The sequence below is a fragment of the Pedobacter sp. genome (assembly GCF_045628745.1).
Taxonomy (GTDB): domain Bacteria; phylum Bacteroidota; class Bacteroidia; order Sphingobacteriales; family Sphingobacteriaceae; genus Pedobacter.
Map to the genome: position 1 here is coordinate 1 of NZ_JAZQPU010000001.1, position 21,430 is coordinate 21,430.

Consider the following 21,430-nt stretch of genomic DNA (forward strand, 5'->3'; position numbering starts at 1 on the left):
TAACACAGCAATAGACGGCGGTTTTGAATTTAAAGGATTAGCACCGGGAAATTATCGTCTATATGTGGCTTACCTTGGTTTACAAAGTGTAACCAAAGACTTTACGGTGAATGCTGACGGTAATTTAGTAGATCTGGGTGCAGTGAGCATGGAAAATACTGGCTTTAACCTGAATACCGTTGAAATAAAAGGGGAGGTACCCCCGGTTATCGTAAAAAAAGATACAGTAGAATTTAATGCAGGTTCATTTAAAGTGCGTGAAAATGCAGTTGTTGAAGATATATTAAAGAAATTACCCGGTGTTGAAGTAGCTAAAGATGGTTCCATCAAAGCCCAGGGAGAAACCGTTACCAGGGTTAAAGTAGATGGCAAGGAGTTTTTTGGTAATGACCCATTATTGGCTACAAAAAACCTGCCTGCAGATATGATTGATAAAATACAGGTCATTGATCAACTGTCAGAACAGGCGCAGTTTACCGGAATTGATGATGGTAACCGCGAGAAGATCATTAACATTACTACTAAGAAAGATAGAAAGAATGGTGTTTTTGGAAATACCAGTCTTGGGTATGGTTCTGATGAACGTCATGAGTTGAGCCTTAATGTTAATAAGTTTAAGAATGATGAGCAGATGTCTGTTATTGCACAGTTCAACAATGTCAATAAACAGAATTTTGGTGAAGGTGGTGGCCGAGGCAGACAAGGTGGTGGCGGTGGCGGTGGTTCCGCGCAAGGTATTACTACAACAAGTGCTGCTGGATTGAACTATGCTAATATCTTAAAGAATAAAACAGAAATCAGCGGTAGTTATTTCTTCAATAAAACTTCCTTAGTGAACGATCAAACCAGTTTTAGACAAAACTTATTGGGAGGAAATACCACCACAACCTTTGATAACAAACAGAGCAGCCTCACTGAAAGGCTAAACCACCGTGTAAACTTCTTGTTAGACACAAAAATTGACTCTACAACATCGATTAAAATACAGCCGAATTTCAGTTTTTCAAATACTGATAACAACCGTAGTTCTGCCTATACCAATATGTTTCAAAAGAGTACAACGGTAGGTACGCAAGATTATACTACTAAATCATCTTCACCTTCTTTAAGTAATAATTTACTGATCAGGAAGAAGTTCTTACGCCGTGGCCGTACGCTTTCCTTGAATGTGAACACCAGCTGGAACGAAAGTAATGCTGATAATTTTATGAATACCTTAGATTTTGTAACTGATTCGCTTGGTATCACCACTGAAAAATTAACCGATCAGTTAAATGATAGTAAAAGTAACTCGATTAACAATACCTCAAGAGTTGTCTATACGGAACCTTTGTCGAAAACTTTTAGCCTGGAATTAAATTACGAAAATCGTTACAGTTTCAGCGACTCAGAACGGTTAAGCTATAATTACAACCCGGTAACTTCTAAGTATGATATCGTTGATGCCAGATTTACCAATACCTATGAGAATACAACTTTAAACAATGCAGCTGGTTTCAGCTTTAATAAAACAGCTAAGAAGTACACCTGGAATGCAGGTCTTGCTGTTCAACATACGGATCGTAAAAATGATAACATTACCACTGGAAGAGTAGTGAACCAGAATTTTTATAACCTTACTCCAAGCGCTCAGTTTCGTTATACTTTTAGCAATAGCAAGCGTATCAGGGTTAATTACCGAGGAAATACGCAACAACCAAGTATCTCCCAAATACAACCTATACCAGATAACTCCGATACACAATATGTTCCTATTGGTAATCCAGATTTAAAACCTTCTTTTAACAATAATTTAAGTATCCAGTATAATAACTTTGACTATGCCAACTTCCGTTCTTTGTTTTTATATCTAAATGCAAGCCAAACCATTAATGCTTTTGGTAACAACAGCATGTTGATCACTGCAGATCCTGATCCAGATAGAATTGGTAAAATTGCCGTATTGCCTGTCAACGTTAAAGGTGTTTACAATTTAAATGCAGGCGGCTTTGTAGGTCTTCCTATTATACCTGAAAATAAGTTAAACCTGAATATTGATTTAGGCGGCTCGTTTGGTCGTGGCGTTAACTTCACCAATTCCATAGAAAATGTTACCAACGACATTAGTGTCTCTAATGGTTATAAAATTGTGTCTTCTCTGGATAAGTTTGATCTTACAGCAGGTGTTAAAGGTACCATGTACCGCAGTACTTATTCTGCTAATAAAGGACAGAATACTACCTATTATACTTTAAACCCGACCATCGACATTAGTTATTTGTTTCCTGGCGATTTGAGGCTTGCTGCTGATGCTGATTACTTTCAGAATACAGGACGTGGGGCAGCATTTGATGTTAATTATACCTTGTTTAATGCATACATCAGCAAGCAGGTGTTTAAAAGCAGAGGAAACTTTAAGTTTGCGGTGAACGATATTTTGAACCAGAACCAAGGTGTTACCCGTACTTCTAACAACTCAGTAATTACCGATTTAAACTATACTGTATTGAAACGTTATTATATGCTTTCCTTTACCTATGCCTTGAATAGAATGGGTGGTAAAAATATGTCTGCAGAGAATCCAAGGCAAGGTGGCGGCGGTGGTGGTCAACGCATTAGAATGAGAATGTAAGTTCTTGCCCTTTATTTGGATTTATTATAGATAAAGGGTAAATTGCGCTCTAATTTAAGATAATGAAGCTATCGCAATTAACTAAAGGTGAGCAAGGAACTATTGTCGCATTTACCGATCTAGAAATGTCTGTAAAATTAATGGAAATGGGTTGTCTGCCAGGGGAGGTTGTTGAAGTAGAACGTTTCGCCCCTCTTGGCGATCCCATGGCTATTCGTGTAGCAGGTTATCAGCTTTGTTTACGTAAAGACGAAGCTGCAGTTATCATCATCTCATAAAAAGAATTTGGCTTCTGATATTAAAATTGCCTTAGTTGGTAATCCTAATACAGGAAAATCAACACTGTTTAACTTATTAACCGGACTCAACCAGAAGATAGGCAACTTCCCAGGTATTACCGTTGATAAAAAAATTGGTTATTGCAAACTACCGAATAACCTGCAGGCGGAGATCATCGATCTTCCCGGAACATATAGTTTATACCCTAAAAGCAGGGACGAAAGTATCGTTTTTCAGGTCCTTGCTGACAGACATAATGCTAGTCACCCAGAACTGATTGTGCTGGTTGCCGATGCAACCAACCTCCGTAGAAATTTACTCCTTTACACCCAGGTGGCTGACCTTGGGCTACCCATCATTCTTGCACTGAACATGATGGATATGGCCAAAAAAGAAGGCCTGGAAATTGATATCAACAAGCTGTCTACAAGACTGGGCATACAGGTGGTGGCCATTTCTGCAAGAGGTAATCAAGGTCTGGACGACTTAAAAAATGCTATTGTTAACCGATCCACCATTGCAACACAAGTGGCCGGTGCCGATGTAACAGTATTAGCTCCTGAAGCTATTGCGGAAGTAAGACGTGTACTGCAAATAGAAAATGACTATTATGCCCTGCAGATGCTGCACCAGCACCAGCATGTGGAAAATATTCCTGCTCCTGCACATGTAGCGCTTGAACAGATTAAAACTGATGCCGGATTTGAATCGTCCAAACAACAAGCTGCAGAAACCATCTCCCGATACCGTTACCTAAGTACTATTTTATCAGGTGTAATTAAAGACACGGGAGCTGCACGTAAGTTTATCTTTAGCGATAAGCTCGATAGTGTGCTTACCCACAAGGTATGGGGTTTTCTTATTTTTATATTTATACTCTTTTTTATATTTAACTCCATCTTCTCATGGTCAACGTACCCGATGGAACTCATCGAATCGGCTTTCGCCTGGTTAACGAGTTATGGCCATGAACATCTTCCCGAAGGGATCCTCACTAACCTGTTGTTAGATGGTATCCTGGCTGGTTTAGGTGGCGTAGTTATTTTCATTCCACAGATCGCTATTTTATTTGCTTTCATCTCCGTATTAGAAGATACAGGTTATATGGCCCGGGTAACCTTTATGATGGATAAGGTGATGAGCAAATTTGGCATGAGCGGCAAGTCTGTAGTACCCATGATAGGAAGTTTAGCCTGTGCGGTGCCTTCTATTATGAGTGCCCGTAACATTGAAAGCTGGAAAGACCGCATCATCACCATTATGGTATCTCCCCTGGTGAGTTGTTCTGCGCGTTTACCTGTATATACGTTATTGATTTCCCTGATCATCCCTAAAACACACTTGTTTGGTTTTATTAACCTGCAGGGCTTGACGTTAATGGGCATGTATATCATCAGTATTTTAGCTGCTGTACTGGTTGCCTTTGTAATGAAATTCCTGATTAAAGCCACAGAAAAATCTTATTTCATCATGGAGCTGCCGGTGTACCGCAAGCCCCGCTGGAGCAATGTGATCTTTACGATGTACGAAAAGTCTAAAACCTTTGTGCTCGAAGCGGGTAAGGTCATCATTGCTATTTCAATTGTACTATGGGTGATGGCCACTTATGGTCCGCCGAAACGTTTTGAAGCCCTCGATAAGAAATATGCCGCTATAGAAGCTTCTCAGGATTCTGTGCAGATTGCCACCTTAGAAAGAGACCATGCTGCAGAGCGTTTAGAGAATTCTTATGCTGGTATTCTGGGACATGCCATTGAACCGGCTATCCGCCCTTTAGGTTTTGACTGGAAGATAGGCATTGCTTTAATCACCTCTTTTGCTGCCCGTGAGGCTTTTGTTGGCACCATGGCTACCATTTATAGTGTTGAAGATGGGGCTGACAATGTGGGCACCATCCGCAGTAAAATGATGGCTGCTAAAAATGCCAATACAGGCCTGCCGATATTTACTTTTGCCACTGGCTTTGCACTGATGCTGTTTTATGCTTTTGCCATGCAATGTATGAGTACCGTTGCCGTGGTTTACCGGGAAACAAAGTCGTGGAAATGGCCTATGATACAGGTGGCTTACATGACGGTAATGGCTTATATTGCCAGTTTAATTGCCTACCAACTGTTAAAGTAAAAGCTTATCTTTCAGAAAGCTTACATTATTTACTCAAACAAATCTATATTGATGAAAAAGGATCAGGTTCTTGCGCAATATATGCCGGCCGCTGCGGCGCCGACGATTGCGCGCTGGATAGATTATTTTCAATGTGAATTCAAGATTTCTAAAAACCGGACCACTAAACTTGGTGACTACCGACATCCTTTTAAAACAGCAGGTCACCGGATTTCTGTCAATAATGACCTGAATCATTTTGCTTTTCTGGTGACTACTGTTCATGAGTTTGCTCACCTGCTTACCTGGAATGACCATAAGAATAAGGTTAAACCACATGGCATGGAATGGAAGAACAACTTTAAACGCATGATGAACCCTTTTCTGGAGCAAGAGATTTTTCCGGAAGAGCTGCGCCAGGCCATTCATAGCTACCTGATTAATCCTTCTGCTTCCAGCTGTACAGATTTACAGCTGTCAAGGGCACTTAAAAAGTATGATGTGGCTTATACAGGTTCAAGGCTGGAGGAGATTCCCCTGCATACCGTTTTTACCATTAAAGATGGAAGGAAATTCAAAAAGGGAGAACGCTTAAGAAAAAGATTCCGCTGTACCTGTCTTGACAATGGACATATTTACCTCTTTAATCCTTTGGCAGAAGTTATACTGCCTGCCACAGGTACTTAATAAGCTTTTAACTTCTCCACCATTTCATGGAGCCTGCTTTTGGCAAGGAAACTTTCTTCGAGGGTTTTACTCATGGGGATGGCCGTATCTAGACTTGCACAACGCATCACGGGGGCATCTAAATCTGTAAAACAGTGTTCCCCAATCCAGGCGGCAATTTCGGCCCCAAAACCAGAACCTAGGGTATCCTCATGCAAGAGCAGCACTCTTCCTGTTTTTTTAACCGCGGTAGCCACTGTTTCTTTATCCCATGGCTGTAAGCTGCAGAGGTCTACCAATTGCACAGACAATTCCGGATGATCATCGAGGTAGGAGAGCGCCCAATGGACCCCAAGGCCATAGGTAATAATGCTGATGTCATTTCCTTCTTTCAGCACATTCGCTTTACCAATTTCAACCGTATAAAAACCCTCAGGTACTTGTCCGTTTAAACTGCGGTACAGATATTTATGTTCAAAATAGATCACTGGGTTAGGGTCTTCAATGGCGGCAAGTAACAATCCCTTAGCATCGAAAGGGAAGGCCGGGTAAACAACTTTAAGGCCTGGCGTTTTGGTAAACCAGGCTTCATTACTTTGCGAGTGAAAAGGCCCGGCACCAGTACCAGCACCTGTGGGCATTCGGATCACCACATCTGCTTTTTCTCCCCAACGGTAATGTGTTTTCGCTAAATTGTTAACAATCTGGTTGAAACCACAAGTCACAAAATCGGCAAATTGCATTTCTACCACAGCCTTATAGCCATTGATAGAAAGACCGAGGGCGGCACCAACAATTGCAGATTCGCAAATAGGCGTATTGCGCACTCTGTCTGTGCCAAAAGCAGCAGTAAAGCCCTCTGTAATTTTAAAAGCACCACCATAACCAGCAATGTCCTGGCCCATTAACACCAGGTTGGGATAATGATGCATGGCCACTTTTAGGCCCTCCGACAGCGCATCTAAATACCTGATCTCTTTGCTTTGTGCTACTGGAGAGCTTACTTGCTGCTGATAAGGGTAATACATATCTGCCAGCTCCTGCGCTATATCAGCTATAGGCTCCGGTTCATGAAAAGCACTTTCTACATCCTGCTCAATATCCTTTTTAAAATTGCTTCTGATGTCAGCAACCAGTGCGTCGTTCAAGATGTTTTGCTCAAAAAGGTAGGCTTCAAAATTTTTAACAGGATCTTTCTGTGCCCAGGTTTGGAGTAATTCCTGTGGAACATATTTAATGCCTGAGGCCTCCTCATGGCCACGCATGCGGAATGTTAAACACTCAATCAATACTGGTTTAGGGTTTTTCCGCATCCTTTGGGCAACTTCCGTGAGGGTATCAAGCACTTCAAGGATATTATTGCCGTCTACCTGTATCCCTTCAATACCATAACCTATGGCGCGGTCAACAAGGTGGGCACATTTATATTGTTCTTGAACAGGGGTAGATAGCCCGTAGCCATTATTTTCAATTAAAAAGATGACGGGTAAGTTCCATACCGCCGCCACGTTGATGGCCTCATGGAAATCACCCTCACTGGTGGCACCGTCGCCGGTAAAAACCAGGGTTGCAGCCTTCTTTGCCGACAGCAGATCAGCAAGAGCAATGCCATCTGCCAGTGCCATTTGTGGTCCCAGGTGGGAGATCATGCCCACAATTTTATGCTCCTGCGTGCCGAAATGAAAGGAGCGGTCGCGACCTTTGGTAAAACCAGTCAGCTTGCCCTGCCATTGCGCCATGAGCTTCTTTAAAGAAACCCCTCTGGCGGTAAAAACACCTAAATTACGGTGCATAGGAAGAATATATTCTTCGCTATCCATGGCCAGGGTACTGCCTACGGCAATAGCTTCCTGTCCGATGCCGGAAAACCACTTGCCAATGCGGCCCTGACGCAGTAAGATCAGCATCTTTTCCTCGATCATTCGCGGATAAAGCAGCTGTTTATACAAATTTAATAAAGTTGTATCATCCTTACCTTTTCTGTCAAAGTGCATGGGCTATGAAGATTAAATGTCTTTTTTTCTTTCCTGATGTAGTTGTGAGAAGGATTTTGGTGCTACTTCTGGCATGGATCGGTATTTACCCCATATCTTTTTGAAGAGTACCCTGAGAAAGAAGTTCTTTATTTTGCCGCCAAACATATCCATCCGGGAACGTTTAAGCATTCCTGTTTTCCATATTTTCCAGCCTAAGTCTTCCGCTTTGCTATTGTCGTGCTCCGCTACGGCATCTTTTCTGTTCAATAGAAGCATTTTATGGATGTCTATCTTTACAGGGCACACCTCCGAACATTTGCCACATAAACTGGAGGCATAGCTGAGGTGTTTGAATTCTTTCATCCCCTTGAGGTGGGGGGTAATGATGGAGCCAATAGGGCCACTGTAAGTGGTATTATAGGTATGGCCACCAATATTTTTATAAACCGGACAAGCATTTAAACATGCACCACAACGGATACAGTACAAGCCTTGTCGCTGGTCTTTTTGGGCTAGTAAATTCGTCCGTCCATTGTCTAGAAGGATGACATACATCTCTTCCGGACCGTCGGTTTCTTCAGCTTTACGGGGGCCACTTAAAATAGTGTTGTAAACGGTAAGATTTTGTCCTGTGCCATGACTGGCCAGTAAGGGCCAGAAAAGGTCAAGGTCGGCCATCGAAGGGATGACCTTTTCTATGCCTACTATGGCAATATGTATTTTTGGAAAAGTGGTACACAAGCGTGCATTGCCTTCATTTTCGGTGAGGGCAATGCTTCCTGTGTCGGCAATTAAAAAGTTGCCACCACTGATACCAATATCAGCTTTTAAATATTTATCCCTTAACAGCTCACGCGCTTTTTGAGTCAGCTGTTCTGGTGTAGCATCAAGGGGTGTTCCAAAGTGTTCATGAAAAAGCTTGGCTATGTCGTTCTTGCTGAGGTGCATGGCCGGCGTAACAATGTGGTAGGGCGGTTGGCCCAGGAGCTGCACAATGTATTCTCCCAAATCACTTTCTAAAGATTCTATGCCATGTTTACCGAGAAAATCGTTAATATGAATCTCCTCAGTGGTCATCGATTTAGACTTGATCACCGTTTTACCACCGTTTTTCTGAATGATGTTCAGAATTTCTTTTTGTGCTTCCTCGGCATCATTTGCCCAGATCACTTTTCCACCGTTTCGAGTAAAGTTAGCTTCAAATTCCGGTAAATATTTGTCAAGGTTCTCCATCACCCTCCATTTAATCACGTGGGCTTTCTTTTTGGAGTTCTCGAGGTTCTCGAACTTTGACAATCCTCTTTCTACCGCAACATTGTATTTTCCAATATTGTGGTTGATGATTTGACGATGGTCAAGGTCGAAAGCCTTTTCATCAGCCTTTACCAGAAATTCCTCAGCTATCTTCATTGACATATATTTTGTTTTTTAAGGTGATAAAGCAGAGGGATTACCTCGGCGAACCGTCTTCGTTTTTATCCACTACAGGACGTTTAGCACCATTGGCCAATTCCCATGCCGTAAAAAATACCAGTTGAGCTCTGCGGGTCATCAGTGGGAAGTTGATTTTATCAATCTCATCACCAGGGGCGTGGTATTCAGGGTGTACACCGTTGAAATAAAAGATCACCGGAATATTGTGCTTGGCAAAGTTATAATGGTCTGAGCGGTAATAAAAACGATTTGGATCAGTACGGTTATTATAACGCATATCTAGATCCATATTGATATAATCTTTGTTAGCTTTAATACCCAGGTTATTTAAATCAGAACTTAACATGTCTGAACCAATGATATAAATATAATCAGGGTTCTTTTCATGATCAGCATCTACACGGCCAATCATGTCAATGTTCAAGTTGGTGATGGTGTTTTTTAAAGGGAATATAGGATTTTCAGAATACCATTCTGAACCTAATAAACCTTTTTCTTCACCTACAACAGTCATGAACAAAATACTTCTTTTTGGCCCATGTCCTTCTTTTTTGGCTTTTGTAAAAGCTTCTGCAAGCAAAAGAATGGCAGTGGTACCAGAACCGTCATCATCAGCACCGTTGTTTACTTTGTCGGTTCCTGTAGTGCTGATTCCAATATGGTCATAGTGTGCAGTTAAGACAAGCACTTCTTTTTTTAACACGGGGTCTGTACCTTCTAAGAAGCCCAATACGTTTTCTGCACGTACTGCATTTTCTTTTCTAACTGCAGTAGCGCAAAAAGCAACGTCAATTACTTTACTTGCTGGTTTCTTCGTGTCTGCTAATTGCTTTTTCAAAGCTTCAACACTGCTGCCACCTGATTTAAGAATTTCATTTGCCGTTTGTGTAGAGATGGTAATGATGGGCAATGATTTTTTATTTTTCAAACTTTCAAGGTATTCTTTAGTTTTCATCACCAAAGGGCCTTCACCATTGTTATAACGGGAAACCATTGCTTCAGTAACATTATCTAAAGCAGGATCTACAATAACTAAAGCTAAAGCGTTGTTTTGAGCCAAGTATTCAACCTTTTGTTGTTGATCCAGCATCCTTTTGCGCATTTCTGTACGGTCGGCAGGACTGCTGTCTTTGAAGATCATCACCACTTTATCCTGGATATTCACGCCAGCAAAATCATTATAACCATTATTATTGATGCCATAACCGGCTACAACAACAGCTTTATTGTTAAAGGTGAAACCTTCGCCCGTAACGCTTGATGGAGCAATGATAAAATCTTTTAACAGCTCTTTTTGGGTGCCATTAATGGTCACAATACTTTGTGCCAAAGTGTTGGTGGCCATGTCTATCGGCTGGAAATATTCTCCTTTAACAGGGCCTTTTAAGCCTAAAGATTTGAAATGGTTTTTGATATAATCTGCTGCCATCCACGCACCTTTTTTGCCAGTCTCACGTCCTTCATATTCATCGGAAGCAAGGATGGCTAAATGTTTATATGACTTCTCTTTGGTAATTCCTTTGCTGTATTTAATAGCAGTTTTGTTTTGTGCACAGGCATTAAAACCCAGAAAAAGCACCAGGGAGGTGTAAATAAATTTTTTCTTCATTTGTAATTTGTTCAGTTTAGGAATAGTTAGCAGGAAATTTTATTGACACGGGTGCCATGTCTGCCCCCTTCAAAGGCAGTATTTAAAAAAGTAGTGATCATTTCCCTGGCTAGCTCCTCAGAAACAAATCTTGCCGGGATACAAATGATATTGGCGTTGTTATGTTGTCTGGCGAGAGCGGCAATTTTGTTTTGCCAACAAATGGCGGCACGAATTTGTTGGTGTTTATTGGCCGTAATGGCGACCCCGTTTGCACTTCCACAAACCAGGATTCCAAAAGTAAAGGCACCGTTTTCCACAGCCTCAGCAACAGGATGTGCAAAATCCGGATAATCAACAGATTCAGGGTTATATGTGCCGAAATCTTTTACTTCATAGGCTTCTAAAGAAGCTTTTATCATTTCTTTATAGTCGAAACCGGCATGGTCGGAGCCAATTGCGATGGTAATATTTGTAGACATATTCAAAGTTAGCTAGATTATTAGATAAGTACCATAAATTTTCAGTTAATCCCTTGGGGCATTTTTAGTACCATATAAGGCCCTGTTTTTACTATGCTCTATACTTGCAGAGATGTATATACTTAACTCATACAATAAGAATAAAGGCATGGCCACAATAAGCATGGTATAAGGGTCTGCCGTAGGGGTAACAATTGCTGCAACAATCAAAATGAGTACTGTAGAATACCTTCTGCTGGCTCTCATAAAAGCCGGGGTCATGATACCCAATTTCGACAGGATATAAATTACTACCGGAAGCTGGAAAATAATACCCGAGCCCAGGGTTAAAGTCATCACTGAAGAAAGGTAAGAATCTATGGTAAAGGTGTTCTGAATATCAGGACTTACCGTAAAGTTAGTAAGGAAGTTGATAGAAAGTGGACATATGATGTAATAGCCAAAGAGCAGGCCCAGGAAGAATAAAAAGGAGGCAAAGGCTACAAAGCCACTTGCCGATTTTCTTTCAGAATCATGCAGGGCAGGTTTTACAAAAAGCCATATTTCGAATAATAAATAGGGGATACCCAAGATGATCCCTACCATTACACATGAATTCAGTTGCAGGGTAAACTGCCCGGCCATTTCTGTGTTGATAATTTTAGCATCAATTTTGGTGATACAAAACTCCTCCCCCAGGGAAGGATATTTTTCTACCAACTTACACATCATCCTGTAAGTCCAGAAGCTTGGGTTTTTAGGCCCCATGATGATGGTGTTGAAAATGAAATCGGTATAATAAAATGCACCAATAGTAAAGACAATAATAACGGATAGCGCCCTTAAAAGGTGTTTTCTCAACACATCTATATGGTCAAAGAAGGACATTTCTGATTCCAAAGTTTTGCCTTTATTTTTGATGGAATCAATTAGATTCTGGGTTTTATTCTCACTCATGTAAATAGCTTGTTAAAACAAAAATACCATTCTAATCTATATAGAATGGTATTTGGATTTAAATATTACAAAAACATTTATTATTCTGTAAAAACAAAGGTCTCCATGAATTTAGTGGTAAAATTACCCGCTCTGAAATTCGGATCCTTCATTAATTTCAAGTGAAAAGGAATGGTCGTTTTCACCCCTTCAATAACAAATTCACTTAAGGCACGTTCCATGGTGCTGATGGCTTCTTCCCTGGTTTGTGCAACACAGATCAGTTTAGCAATCATGGAATCGTAATTAGATGGAATTTGGTAGCCTGCATAAACATGCGTATCAACCCTTACCCCATGACCACCCGGAGAGTGGAAATTGGTAATTCTACCCGGACAAGGGCGGAAGTTATTAAAAGGGTCTTCTGCATTGATTCTACATTCAATAGCGTGCATATCAGGCAAATAATTTTTACCAGTAATGGGCACACCTGAGGCCACTTTAATTTGTTCTTTGATTAAATCATAATTGATTACCTCTTCCGTTACCGGGTGTTCTACCTGGATACGGGTATTCATTTCCATGAAATAGAAATTACGGTGTTTATCAACTAAAAATTCAATGGTTCCAGCACCTTCATACTGTACCGCAATGGCACCTTTAATAGCCGCTTCACCCATTTTCTCTCTTAACTCTGGAGTCATAAATGGTGATGGCGCTTCTTCTACTAATTTCTGGTGACGACGCTGAATAGAGCAATCGCGTTCAGAAAGGTGACATGCCCTGCCGTATTGATCACCAATAACCTGGATTTCAATGTGACGGGGATCTTCAATATATTTCTCAAGGTAAAGACCATCGTTGCCAAAAGCAGCACCTGACTCTTGTCTGGCACTGTCCCATGCATTTTCAAAATCTTCATCTTTCCAGACTACACGCATACCACGGCCACCACCACCGGCAGTAGCTTTAAGGATGACAGGGTAGCCCATTTCATTGGCAATTTTAATACCTTCTTTAACACTGCTCAGCAAACCTTCAGAGCCTGGAATAGTAGGTACACCAGCTTTTTTCATGGTCTCTTTAGCCGAAGCCTTATCGCCCATGGAATTAATTTGTTCTGGTGTAGCACCAATAAACTTGATTCCATAATCGCGGCATACGGAAGAAAACTTAGCGTTTTCAGATAAAAATCCGTATCCTGGATGTATTGCATCTGCATTGGTTAATTCTGCTGCAGATATGATATTTGGAATGCTTAAATAAGAATCTTTACTTGGAGGCGGGCCAATACAAACAGCTTCATCTGCAAAACGCACATGTAAGCTTTCTCTGTCTGCCGTGGAATAGACTGCAACAGTTTTGATGCCCATTTCCTTGCAAGTACGGATGATACGCAAGGCTATTTCACCCCTGTTGGCAATTAGTATTTTTTTAAACATATTATTGATTAGATAATGATTTACCCGAAGGCAAATATTACATAGGTTCTACTAAAAATAATGGTTGATCGTATTCTACCGGCGACGCATTGTCTACCAGCACTTTCACTATTCTACCTGAAATTTCACTTTCAATTTCGTTGAATAATTTCATGGCTTCAATGATGCAAATTACTTTACCAACACTAAATTCATCACCTACATTTACAAAAGAAGGTTTATCAGGACTAGATGAACGATAGAAAGTTCCAATCATAGGTGATTTTATCGTCACGTATTTAGAATTTTCGTCAACCGGTGTTGCAGGTTTTGTTTCTATAGCTGCAGGTTGTACTGCCGCTGCTGCTGGTAATACTGCAGCAGCAGCTGGAGCAGGAACAGTAGTGTTAATAACCGTTGGCGCTTGGTTAGTTTTGATTGTTATTTTGAAGTCTACTTGCTCAATAGCTACTTCGTTGACGCCTGAACGGGAAACAAACTTGATCAGTTCCTGAATTTGCTTAATATCCATTTGATGTGATTTTAAAAAGATGTATATCCTTAGATAATACTAAGTTAAGATTATTTTATTATAAAGTTAATATGCCCATTTCAGGTAAATGGAACCCCATGTAAATCCACCGCCGAAGGCTGCTAAAATAAGGGTATCGCCTTTTTTCAACTTACTTTCCCATTCCCATAAACATAAAGGGATGGTTCCGTTGGTGGTATTGCCATATTTTTCAATATTGATCATTACTTTTTCTGTGCCCACACCCATTCTGGAAGCTGTAGCAGCAATGATTCTTTTATTAGCCTGGTGTGGCACCAGCCAGTTAATGTCATCTGCTGTTAACTTATTGCGTTCCATAATTTCTGCCGCAACGTTAGCCATATTGGTCACTGCAAATTTAAAAACCGCCTGACCTTCCTGGTACACAAAGTGTTCATGGTTATCTATGGTTTCATGTGTTGCAGGCTTTACAGATCCACCAGCCTTCATGTTCAGGTGACTTCTTCCTGAACCATCCGTACAGGTTATGGTATCAATAATTCCGTTACCTTCTTCATCGGGCTCTAAAAGCACAGCACCGCAGCCATCACCAAAAATGATGCAGGTTGTGCGGTCCTCATAGTCAATAATGGAAGACATTTTATCGCCGCCAACAACTAATACTTTTTTATGTTTGCCAGATTCGATAAATTGTGTGCCAGTGGTTAAGCCGAAAATAAAGCCGGAGCATGCCGCCTGAAGGTCATATCCCCAGGAATTGACAGCACCAATTTTATCTGCTAAAATATTTGCCGAAGCCGGAAATGGCTGATCTGGCGTTGTAGTACAAAAAATAATCAGCTCTATTTCTGCTGCAGAAATACCACGTTTCTTTAGTAAACCATTCACCGCCAATACTGCCATGTCTGATGTCCCTAGTCCCTCACCTTTTAAAATTCTACGTTCTTTGATACCCGTTCTGGAGGTTATCCATTCATCTGTAGTTTCAACGATTGATTCCAGTTCCTTATTTGTCAAAACATATTCAGGAACATAACCATGAACCGCAGTTATCGCGGCGCGGACTTTACTCATTTTTTTGTCTTTATTTAAAAGCGGCCTGTATTTTATCTACAAGGCCAGTCGTAATCATTTCTTTGGACTGCAAGATCATATTCTTTACTGCCTTAGGAGTGGAGATTCCATGACCAATGATAACTGGGGCATTGACACCCAGAACAGGGCTGCCACCATAGTTTTCATAATTAAAACGGTCAAAGAACTCATCTTTAAATCCTTTTTTAATTGTGAGAACGTAAAAAGATTCAGCAAGCTTGAGCATAATGTTGCCGGTAAAACCGTCGCACACTATAACATCAGCTTTTTTATTGAAAAGATCCCTACCTTCAATGTTACCAACAAAGTTAATCTGGTTGCTGGCTTTCATTAAAGTAAAAGTAGCCATACTTAAGGCATTTCCTTTTTTATCCTCTTCACCAAGATTCATCAGGGCCACCTTAGGGTTGGTCGTGTGCATCATTGTTTCCGAGTAAAGGCTGCCTAAAATACCAAATTGCAGTAAAAAGTCGGGCTTACAATCAGCATTCGCGCCAACGTCAAGCATCAGACCAATGCCACCATCAAGTTTGGGAACAATACTGGTTAAACAAGGTCTTAGGATGTTTGTACATGTTTTAACACTTAAAACAGCACCAACAAGCATAGCGCCCGAGTTACCAGCACTGGCAAAAGAATCTATTTTACCTTCTTTGAGGAGATTAAAACCAACAGAAATGCTGGAATTTGGTTTTTGCACAATAGACTTGGTAGGATGGTCGCCCATCTCAATCACTTCATCAGTATGTACATATTCGAAATGTTCAGGGTTGAACCCTTGTTCGCAAAGTAAAGGTTTAATCTGCTTTGTATCGCCAATCAGAACCAGATGTTCTCCAGGCGATAGTAATTGGTGAGCTGCTATTGCTCCCAAAACATTAGCTTTGGGAGCATAGTCTCCGCCCATTATATCGAGACCTATTTTCATAGTAAAAAATCAGTTTGTGTAGAAAGCATTAAATGTGCATTTTTTTGTATGCCTAAGATAAACTTAAACACCAGCAAAACACAAACTATTTTTCAAGAATATTACCCTATTGAGGTGTTTTCAATGACTAATTTGCCATTGTAGTACAAGTTACCATCAACATTGTATGCACGGTGAGGTACGTGAATTGCGCCAGTGGTTTGGCAAGTAGCCAAAGAAGGAGCTTCTGCTTTATAGTGTGTTCTTCTTTTGTCTCTTCTGCTTTTAGAAATCTTGCGTTTTGGATGTGCCATTACAAATTTGTTTAATTATTATTTTAATTTTTTTAATGCTGCCCACCGTGGGTCTTCATCGTTCTTTACTTCTTCGGGTGCTGTGCCAGAACTTAGGTTTTCCAACCTTGCAATCATTTCCTGATCACACTGCTGTCCGTCGCCATTCTCTTCACAGACTTTAATAAAAGGTACTGACACGCTAACAAACTCATAAAGAATTGCCGCAAGGTCAATTTCACTTTCTTTTTTATTCAGTACAATGATCTCCAGATCATCGCTTTCTGCATCTTCTTCGGCAAATTTAACAATTTGACGCTCCTTAATATCAATCGGAGCATTAAATTCTGCCAAACACTTGTCGCAATCTAATTTTACCGTACCCACAATGTGGATTTGTAAAATTAACATTGTTTCTTGTTTGTCCAGCTCTACTGTTGCCTTTAAATTACCTTTTTGAATTAAGGAGTATTCAAAAGCGCCAAAAAAGCTATCATCAAGGTCAAACTCGAAATCATGTTTGCCAATTTTTAAGCCGGTAAAGGGGATCGAAAATTGTTTTAAAGCTCTCAATTGTAACCAAATTTTAGCCCGCAAATGTATGAATTATTTTGACATATATAAAATGATTTGTAGAAAAGGTTCGACAATTAATTTGCGTCATCCTTTACGTCAGAGGCAGTTTCAATAATTTTGCCTCCTGAACGCAGCTGATTGTTCAATAACTGCTCTTGCTCTCTTCTGTTTTTTACAATATGGGTAGCTGCAAAAAGTGCTTCAATAAAAGAGGTAGGGTCAGCCACATTTTTACCTGCAATGTCATATCCTGTTCCATGGTCTGGAGAGGTACGCACAAATTTTAAACCTGCGGTATAATTAACACCGGTGCTAAAAGCAATGCTTTTAAAGGGTACCAAACCCTGGTCATGATACATGGCTAACACGGCATCGAATTGTTTATAAGTGCTATTGCCAAAGAAGCCATCTGCCGGATAAGGGCCAAAACAAATGATACCTTTGTCGAACGCTTCTTCAATAGCAGGCATAATGATATCACGCTCTTCACTACCCAACAACCCATTATCGCCCGCATGTGGATTTAAACCCAGTACCGCAATTTTTGGTTTTTCTATCCAGAAATCTTTTTTAAGACTCTCGTTGATCATCTTTAATTTCTGCACAATCATGTCTTTGGTAATGGTGCTGGCAACATCCTTTAAAGGAATATGACCTGTTACCACACCTACCCTGAGGTCTTCACTAATTAAAAACATCAGCACATCTTTAGAACCACTGCGTTCCTGCAAATATTCGGTATGACCGGGAAATTTAAAAGTTTCTGACTGTATATTGAATTTATTGATGGGTGCTGTTACCAGGGCATCAATTTCTCCGTTTACTAAATCTTCGGTAGCTTTTTCAAGCGAAAGAAGGGCATATTTGCCGCCAATTTCGGTAGAAACGCCTATTTCTATCTTCACATCCTCTTCCCAGCAATTGATGAGGTTTGCTTTTTTTGGATTGGCCAGGCTTGCGCTGGTCACCACATTAAAGTTGAAGTCTGTTAATCCTAAAGCCTTTCTATGGTAGGAGACCACTTTAGTGTGCCCATATACTATAGGTGTACAATAATCTAGAATACTGTTGTTGGCTAAAGTTTTAAGAATTACCTCTAAACCAATACCATTAACATCACCAATGCTAATTCCTATTTTTACTTTATTGCTCATGCTCAACTTAGAATTTAGCGCAAAATACAAGATTTTAACAATATTGTTAGTCCGATACTGGTAAAACTTTGCTTATTTTGCGTGCTTAGATCAGGAAAGCATGAGTTTGGTAAGGGCAAAGAAACATTTAGGGCAACATTTTTTAACAGATAAAAACATTGCAGCAAAAATTGTAAACGGGTTAATTCATACAGATCAGTATAAACAAGTACTGGAAGTAGGACCGGGTATGGGTATTCTAACCGATATATTATTGGAGAGGAAAGACCTGGAGGTCTATATGATTGATATTGACGTAGAATCATACCACTTTTTGCAGGGAAAATACCCGCAGGTGGGCGAGCGCCTGATCAATGGCGACTTTTTAAAGCTTGATTTAAAAACCATCTTTACCGGCAAGTTTGCCATCATAGGTAACTTTCCTTATAACATCAGTTCGCAGATACTCTTTACCATTTTAGAGCACCGCAACCAGGTGGTAGAAATGGTAGGCATGTTTCAGAAAGAAGTGGCAGAACGTTGTGCTTCAAAATCTGGCACCAAAGAATATGGTATTTTAAGTGTGCTGATACAGGCCTATTACGACATAGAATATTTGTTTAGCGTTAAACCCGGCACTTTTAATCCGCCACCTAAAGTAAATTCTGGCGTGATCAGGCTGAGCAGAAATAAAACCGAGGAGCTGCCATGTGATGAGAAGCTTTTCTGGCGCACCGTTAAAGGAGGCTTTAACCAAAGAAGAAAAACGTTAAGAAACGCTTTGTCGGGCACCATTTCTAAAGACAGAATGGATGACCATCCTTTTTTCGACAAGCGTGCGGAGCAGCTAAGTGTAGCAGATTTTGTTACCCTTACACAGCACCTTACACATTTGAATACGATCGCTGAATCTTAAATATTTGTTGATGACTAAGCCTAAAATACTAATTATAGACGACCTGCATCCTATTTTTAAGGAGCACGCCATTGCTGCAGGTTATGAAGTAGATGATTGTCCGTTAATTACCCGGGCAGAAACCATGGCCGTTATTGCCAACTATGAGGGCATTGCGGTGCGCACCAAGTTTAGGATAGACCAGGAATTGATGACTGCAGGCACGAAGCTGAAATTTGTTGCCCGTGCAGGTGCCGGTCTGGATAATATTGATGTAGACTTTGCCGCTGCACGTGGCATTGAGCTATTGAATGCCCCTGAGGGTAATCGTGATGCTGTAGGCGAACATGCAGTAGGCATGTTGCTTTCGTTGATGAACAACTTTCAAAGGGCAGATGCAGAGATTAGAAAGGGCATTTGGAACCGTGAAGGCAGTCGTGGTTATGAGCTTAAAGGTAAAACGGTAGGCATTATTGGCTATGGCTTTATGGGCCAGAGTTTTGCCAAAAAACTTGCGGGTTTTGAGGTGAAGGTGTTGGCTTATGATAAATACAAAATAGGATTTTCTGATGCTTTTGCCCAGGAGGCCAGCATGGAAGAGATTGTTAAACACAGTGATGTGCTGAGCTTCCATATCCCGCTGACTTCAGAAACCCGGCAAATGGTGGATGCTGAATATCTTTATCATTTCAAAAAACCTATTTTCCTGCTGAACACCGCCCGTGGAGAGATTTTAAATACCCAGGCATTGCTGCAGGCCATCAAAGAGGGCAAGGTATTAAGTGCCGGACTGGATGTGCTGGAAGTAGAGAAATTTCCAGCATTAGGGGAGCAGGCATGGTATAAGGACTTGATTCACTGCAATCAGGTGTTGTTAACGCCACATGTTGGGGGTTGGACATTTGATTCTTACCGCAAAATATCTGAAGTATTAGCGCAAAAACTGGCCGCACTGCCGGTCGGAAAACAGGGTTCTTAAAATTCCTGTCCAAATATTTGCATATATAACAATTCGCTATTATCTTCGTTAGAATTCGAAGCAAGACTATGTTGGCTTAACGCCGGTATGGTCTTGTTTGTATTTTAGAGGTGCCTGAATAGAAAGGCGAAGTATTAAATAAAGTATTATAAAAAACAATTGAGCCATGACAGAAGTAACGTATTATACGCAAGAGGGTTTAGAAAAACTAAAGCAAGAGATACATTATTTGAAAACTACAGGAAGACAGCTCATCTCCAAAGCTATTGCGGAAGCAAGAGATAAAGGCGATCTTTCTGAGAATGCTGAATATGATGCGGCTAAGGAAGCACAGGGCTTGCATGAGGCAAAGATTTCAAAACTGTCGAACACCCTCTCGACCGCAAGATTAATTGATGAATCGAAATTAGATACCACCAAAGTATTGGCGTTGTCTATTGTGAAAATAAAGAATTTAAAGAACGGTGCGACCATGTCTTACCAATTGGTGGCAGAATCTGAAGCAGATTTAAAAACGGGAAAAATCTCGGTTAAATCGCCTATAGCTCAAGGTTTGCTAGGTTTATCTGTTGGCGATAGAGCCGAAATTCAGGTGCCGGCAGGAAAAATTGAGTTTGAAGTTTTAGAAATTAGCAGGTAATTATTTAGGAATCAGCTTAGAATATCTTATCAAACAGCTAGAAATTATTTAAACGTGAGCAAATAATTATTCAGGAGTCAGTAAGTAATTATTTAATAACCAGTAGCTAACAACAACCTTAAGCAGCAAAGATGGCAAGTATATTTTCGAAAATTGTAAGTGGAGAGATCCCCGCGCATGTAGTAGCCGAGACCATAGATTTTATGGCCTTTTTAGATGTTAGTCCTTTAGCGATGGGCCATGTGCTGGTGATTCCGAAAAAGGAAATCGATTATATTTTCGATATGGATGAGGAAAGCTATTTCGGCTTAACCTTGTTTGCTAAAATCGTTGCCGGAGGTGTTAAAAAAGCCTTCCCTTGTATCAAAGTAGGGATGGCGGTGATTGGATTGGAAGTTCCGCATGTCCACATTCACCTGATTCCGATGAACAATGTAAGTGATATGAATTTCAGCAAGCCAAAGCTTAATCCTAGTCAGGAAGAGCTGGCAGCAGCAGCTGCTAAAATTAGAGCCGAGCTTTAAGCAGAAACAAATAAAATAAGAGAAACCTGGATTGTAATTGATCCGGGTTTTTTTGTGCCTTGTATATTGGTATTTGAGGGTTAATAAAATATTGACTTTCTGTAACGTATTCTACAGCTATCTATTTATTTTTTATTAACTGGGCGTTGAGCTAGCATTGGTAGGTCCATTGTATATCGGTTTGATATAGGAAGGCCCTACGAAGGCCCTACCAATGCCCTCTGAACGATATGGAAACTATTAGTTGACTGTCTTATCCTGAATAGGCTATACATGTATTGAATTAATACTGAATTTACTATACAACTAATTTTGGTAATTCTTCCTGCCCCTTAATTGCATCTAATATGTGCTTGTTGTTTTTAATTTCATTGATAGCACATATTGTTTTTTCATTGG

The 21,430-nt window shown here is 40.5% G+C and carries 20 protein-coding genes; 8 read left to right on the plus strand and 12 right to left on the minus strand.

Translation table 11 applies throughout. From position 1 onward, the window contains the following. From ACR2F7_RS00005 to ACR2F7_RS00020, 4 genes are all read left to right on the plus strand, one after another. Positions 1 to 2,611, plus strand: a 2,611-nt coding sequence (locus ACR2F7_RS00005; RefSeq protein WP_432711561.1) for an outer membrane beta-barrel family protein, incomplete at its 5' end; no start/stop codon positions are given. A 62-nt stretch (positions 2,612 to 2,673) separates the two neighbouring features. Beyond that, positions 2,674 to 2,889, plus strand: a complete 216-nt coding sequence (locus ACR2F7_RS00010; RefSeq protein ID WP_432711562.1) for a FeoA family protein — start codon at positions 2,674 to 2,676, stop codon at positions 2,887 to 2,889. A 7-nt stretch (positions 2,890 to 2,896) separates the two neighbouring features. After that, positions 2,897 to 5,014 carry a ferrous iron transport protein B gene (gene feoB, locus ACR2F7_RS00015; RefSeq protein WP_432711563.1) on the plus strand — a complete coding sequence of 706 codons (2,118 nt, stop codon included), beginning with the start codon at positions 2,897 to 2,899 and terminating at the stop codon, positions 5,012 to 5,014. 51 nt (positions 5,015 to 5,065) lie between these two features. Further along, entirely contained in the window at positions 5,066 to 5,680 is a 615-nt protein-coding gene (locus ACR2F7_RS00020; RefSeq protein WP_432711564.1) for a SprT-like domain-containing protein, read from the plus strand. Here the strand turns inward: ACR2F7_RS00020 and ACR2F7_RS00025 are convergent. From ACR2F7_RS00025 to pdxA, 12 genes are all read right to left on the minus strand, one after another. Beyond that, positions 5,677 to 7,653 (minus strand): alpha-ketoacid dehydrogenase subunit alpha/beta, encoded by a 1,977-nt coding sequence (locus ACR2F7_RS00025; protein ID WP_432711565.1) that lies wholly within the window; start codon positions 7,651 to 7,653, stop codon positions 5,677 to 5,679. The genes ACR2F7_RS00020 and ACR2F7_RS00025 overlap by 4 nt on opposite strands. 12 nt (positions 7,654 to 7,665) lie before the next feature. Continuing rightward, complete coding sequence (locus tag ACR2F7_RS00030) at positions 7,666 to 9,051, minus strand: LutB/LldF family L-lactate oxidation iron-sulfur protein (RefSeq protein WP_432711566.1); 1,386 nt, start codon at positions 9,049 to 9,051, stop codon at positions 7,666 to 7,668. Positions 9,052 to 9,085: 34 nt separating this feature from the next. Next, positions 9,086 to 10,678 (minus strand): M28 family peptidase, encoded by a 1,593-nt coding sequence (locus ACR2F7_RS00035; protein WP_432711567.1) that lies wholly within the window; start codon positions 10,676 to 10,678, stop codon positions 9,086 to 9,088. Between the two features lie 26 nt (positions 10,679 to 10,704). Continuing rightward, the gene (gene rpiB / locus ACR2F7_RS00040) at positions 10,705 to 11,139 is read right to left on the minus strand and encodes a ribose 5-phosphate isomerase B (RefSeq protein WP_432711568.1); all 435 of its coding nucleotides are present in this window, start codon (positions 11,137 to 11,139) and stop codon (positions 10,705 to 10,707) included. Between the two features lie 45 nt (positions 11,140 to 11,184). Next, positions 11,185 to 12,075 carry a twin-arginine translocase subunit TatC gene (tatC, locus tag ACR2F7_RS00045; protein WP_432711569.1) on the minus strand — a complete coding sequence of 297 codons (891 nt, stop codon included), beginning with the start codon at positions 12,073 to 12,075 and terminating at the stop codon, positions 11,185 to 11,187. A gap of 80 nt (positions 12,076 to 12,155) precedes the next feature. Next, positions 12,156 to 13,496: an acetyl-CoA carboxylase biotin carboxylase subunit gene (gene accC / locus ACR2F7_RS00050; protein WP_432711570.1), complete on the minus strand. Its 1,341-nt coding sequence runs from the start codon at positions 13,494 to 13,496 to the stop codon at positions 12,156 to 12,158. A gap of 37 nt (positions 13,497 to 13,533) precedes the next feature. Then, positions 13,534 to 14,007: an acetyl-CoA carboxylase biotin carboxyl carrier protein gene (gene accB, locus ACR2F7_RS00055; RefSeq protein WP_432711571.1), complete on the minus strand. Its 474-nt coding sequence runs from the start codon at positions 14,005 to 14,007 to the stop codon at positions 13,534 to 13,536. Positions 14,008 to 14,073: 66 nt separating this feature from the next. Continuing rightward, the gene (locus ACR2F7_RS00060) at positions 14,074 to 15,063 is read right to left on the minus strand and encodes a beta-ketoacyl-ACP synthase III (RefSeq protein WP_432711572.1); all 990 of its coding nucleotides are present in this window, start codon (positions 15,061 to 15,063) and stop codon (positions 14,074 to 14,076) included. Positions 15,064 to 15,073: 10 nt separating this feature from the next. Further along, positions 15,074 to 16,012, minus strand: coding sequence for a phosphate acyltransferase PlsX (gene plsX, locus ACR2F7_RS00065; protein ID WP_432711573.1), 939 nt, complete (start codon positions 16,010 to 16,012; stop codon positions 15,074 to 15,076). Between the two features lie 101 nt (positions 16,013 to 16,113). Continuing rightward, positions 16,114 to 16,305 carry a 50S ribosomal protein L32 gene (gene rpmF, locus ACR2F7_RS00070; RefSeq protein WP_196860909.1) on the minus strand — a complete coding sequence of 64 codons (192 nt, stop codon included), beginning with the start codon at positions 16,303 to 16,305 and terminating at the stop codon, positions 16,114 to 16,116. Positions 16,306 to 16,323: 18 nt separating this feature from the next. Then, positions 16,324 to 16,857: a YceD family protein gene (locus ACR2F7_RS00075; RefSeq protein WP_432711574.1), complete on the minus strand. Its 534-nt coding sequence runs from the start codon at positions 16,855 to 16,857 to the stop codon at positions 16,324 to 16,326. A gap of 77 nt (positions 16,858 to 16,934) precedes the next feature. After that, the gene (gene pdxA, locus ACR2F7_RS00080) at positions 16,935 to 18,014 is read right to left on the minus strand and encodes a 4-hydroxythreonine-4-phosphate dehydrogenase PdxA (RefSeq protein ID WP_432711575.1); all 1,080 of its coding nucleotides are present in this window, start codon (positions 18,012 to 18,014) and stop codon (positions 16,935 to 16,937) included. Positions 18,015 to 18,114: 100 nt separating this feature from the next. Between pdxA and rsmA the strand changes: the two genes are divergently transcribed. The 4 genes from rsmA to ACR2F7_RS00100 all read left to right on the plus strand — a co-directional run bounded on the left by rsmA (position 18,115) and on the right by ACR2F7_RS00100 (position 21,031). Next, a complete protein-coding gene (gene rsmA, locus ACR2F7_RS00085; RefSeq protein WP_432711576.1) occupies positions 18,115 to 18,909 on the plus strand; it encodes a 16S rRNA (adenine(1518)-N(6)/adenine(1519)-N(6))-dimethyltransferase RsmA in 795 nt (264 codons plus the stop codon). 10 nt (positions 18,910 to 18,919) lie between these two features. Continuing rightward, positions 18,920 to 19,867 (plus strand): 2-hydroxyacid dehydrogenase, encoded by a 948-nt coding sequence (locus ACR2F7_RS00090; protein ID WP_432711577.1) that lies wholly within the window; start codon positions 18,920 to 18,922, stop codon positions 19,865 to 19,867. A 166-nt stretch (positions 19,868 to 20,033) separates the two neighbouring features. Beyond that, positions 20,034 to 20,507, plus strand: a complete 474-nt coding sequence (gene greA, locus ACR2F7_RS00095; protein ID WP_432711578.1) for a transcription elongation factor GreA — start codon at positions 20,034 to 20,036, stop codon at positions 20,505 to 20,507. A 131-nt stretch (positions 20,508 to 20,638) separates the two neighbouring features. Beyond that, entirely contained in the window at positions 20,639 to 21,031 is a 393-nt protein-coding gene (locus tag ACR2F7_RS00100; protein WP_432711579.1) for an HIT family protein, read from the plus strand. Positions 21,032 to 21,430: the final 399 nt, after the last annotated feature.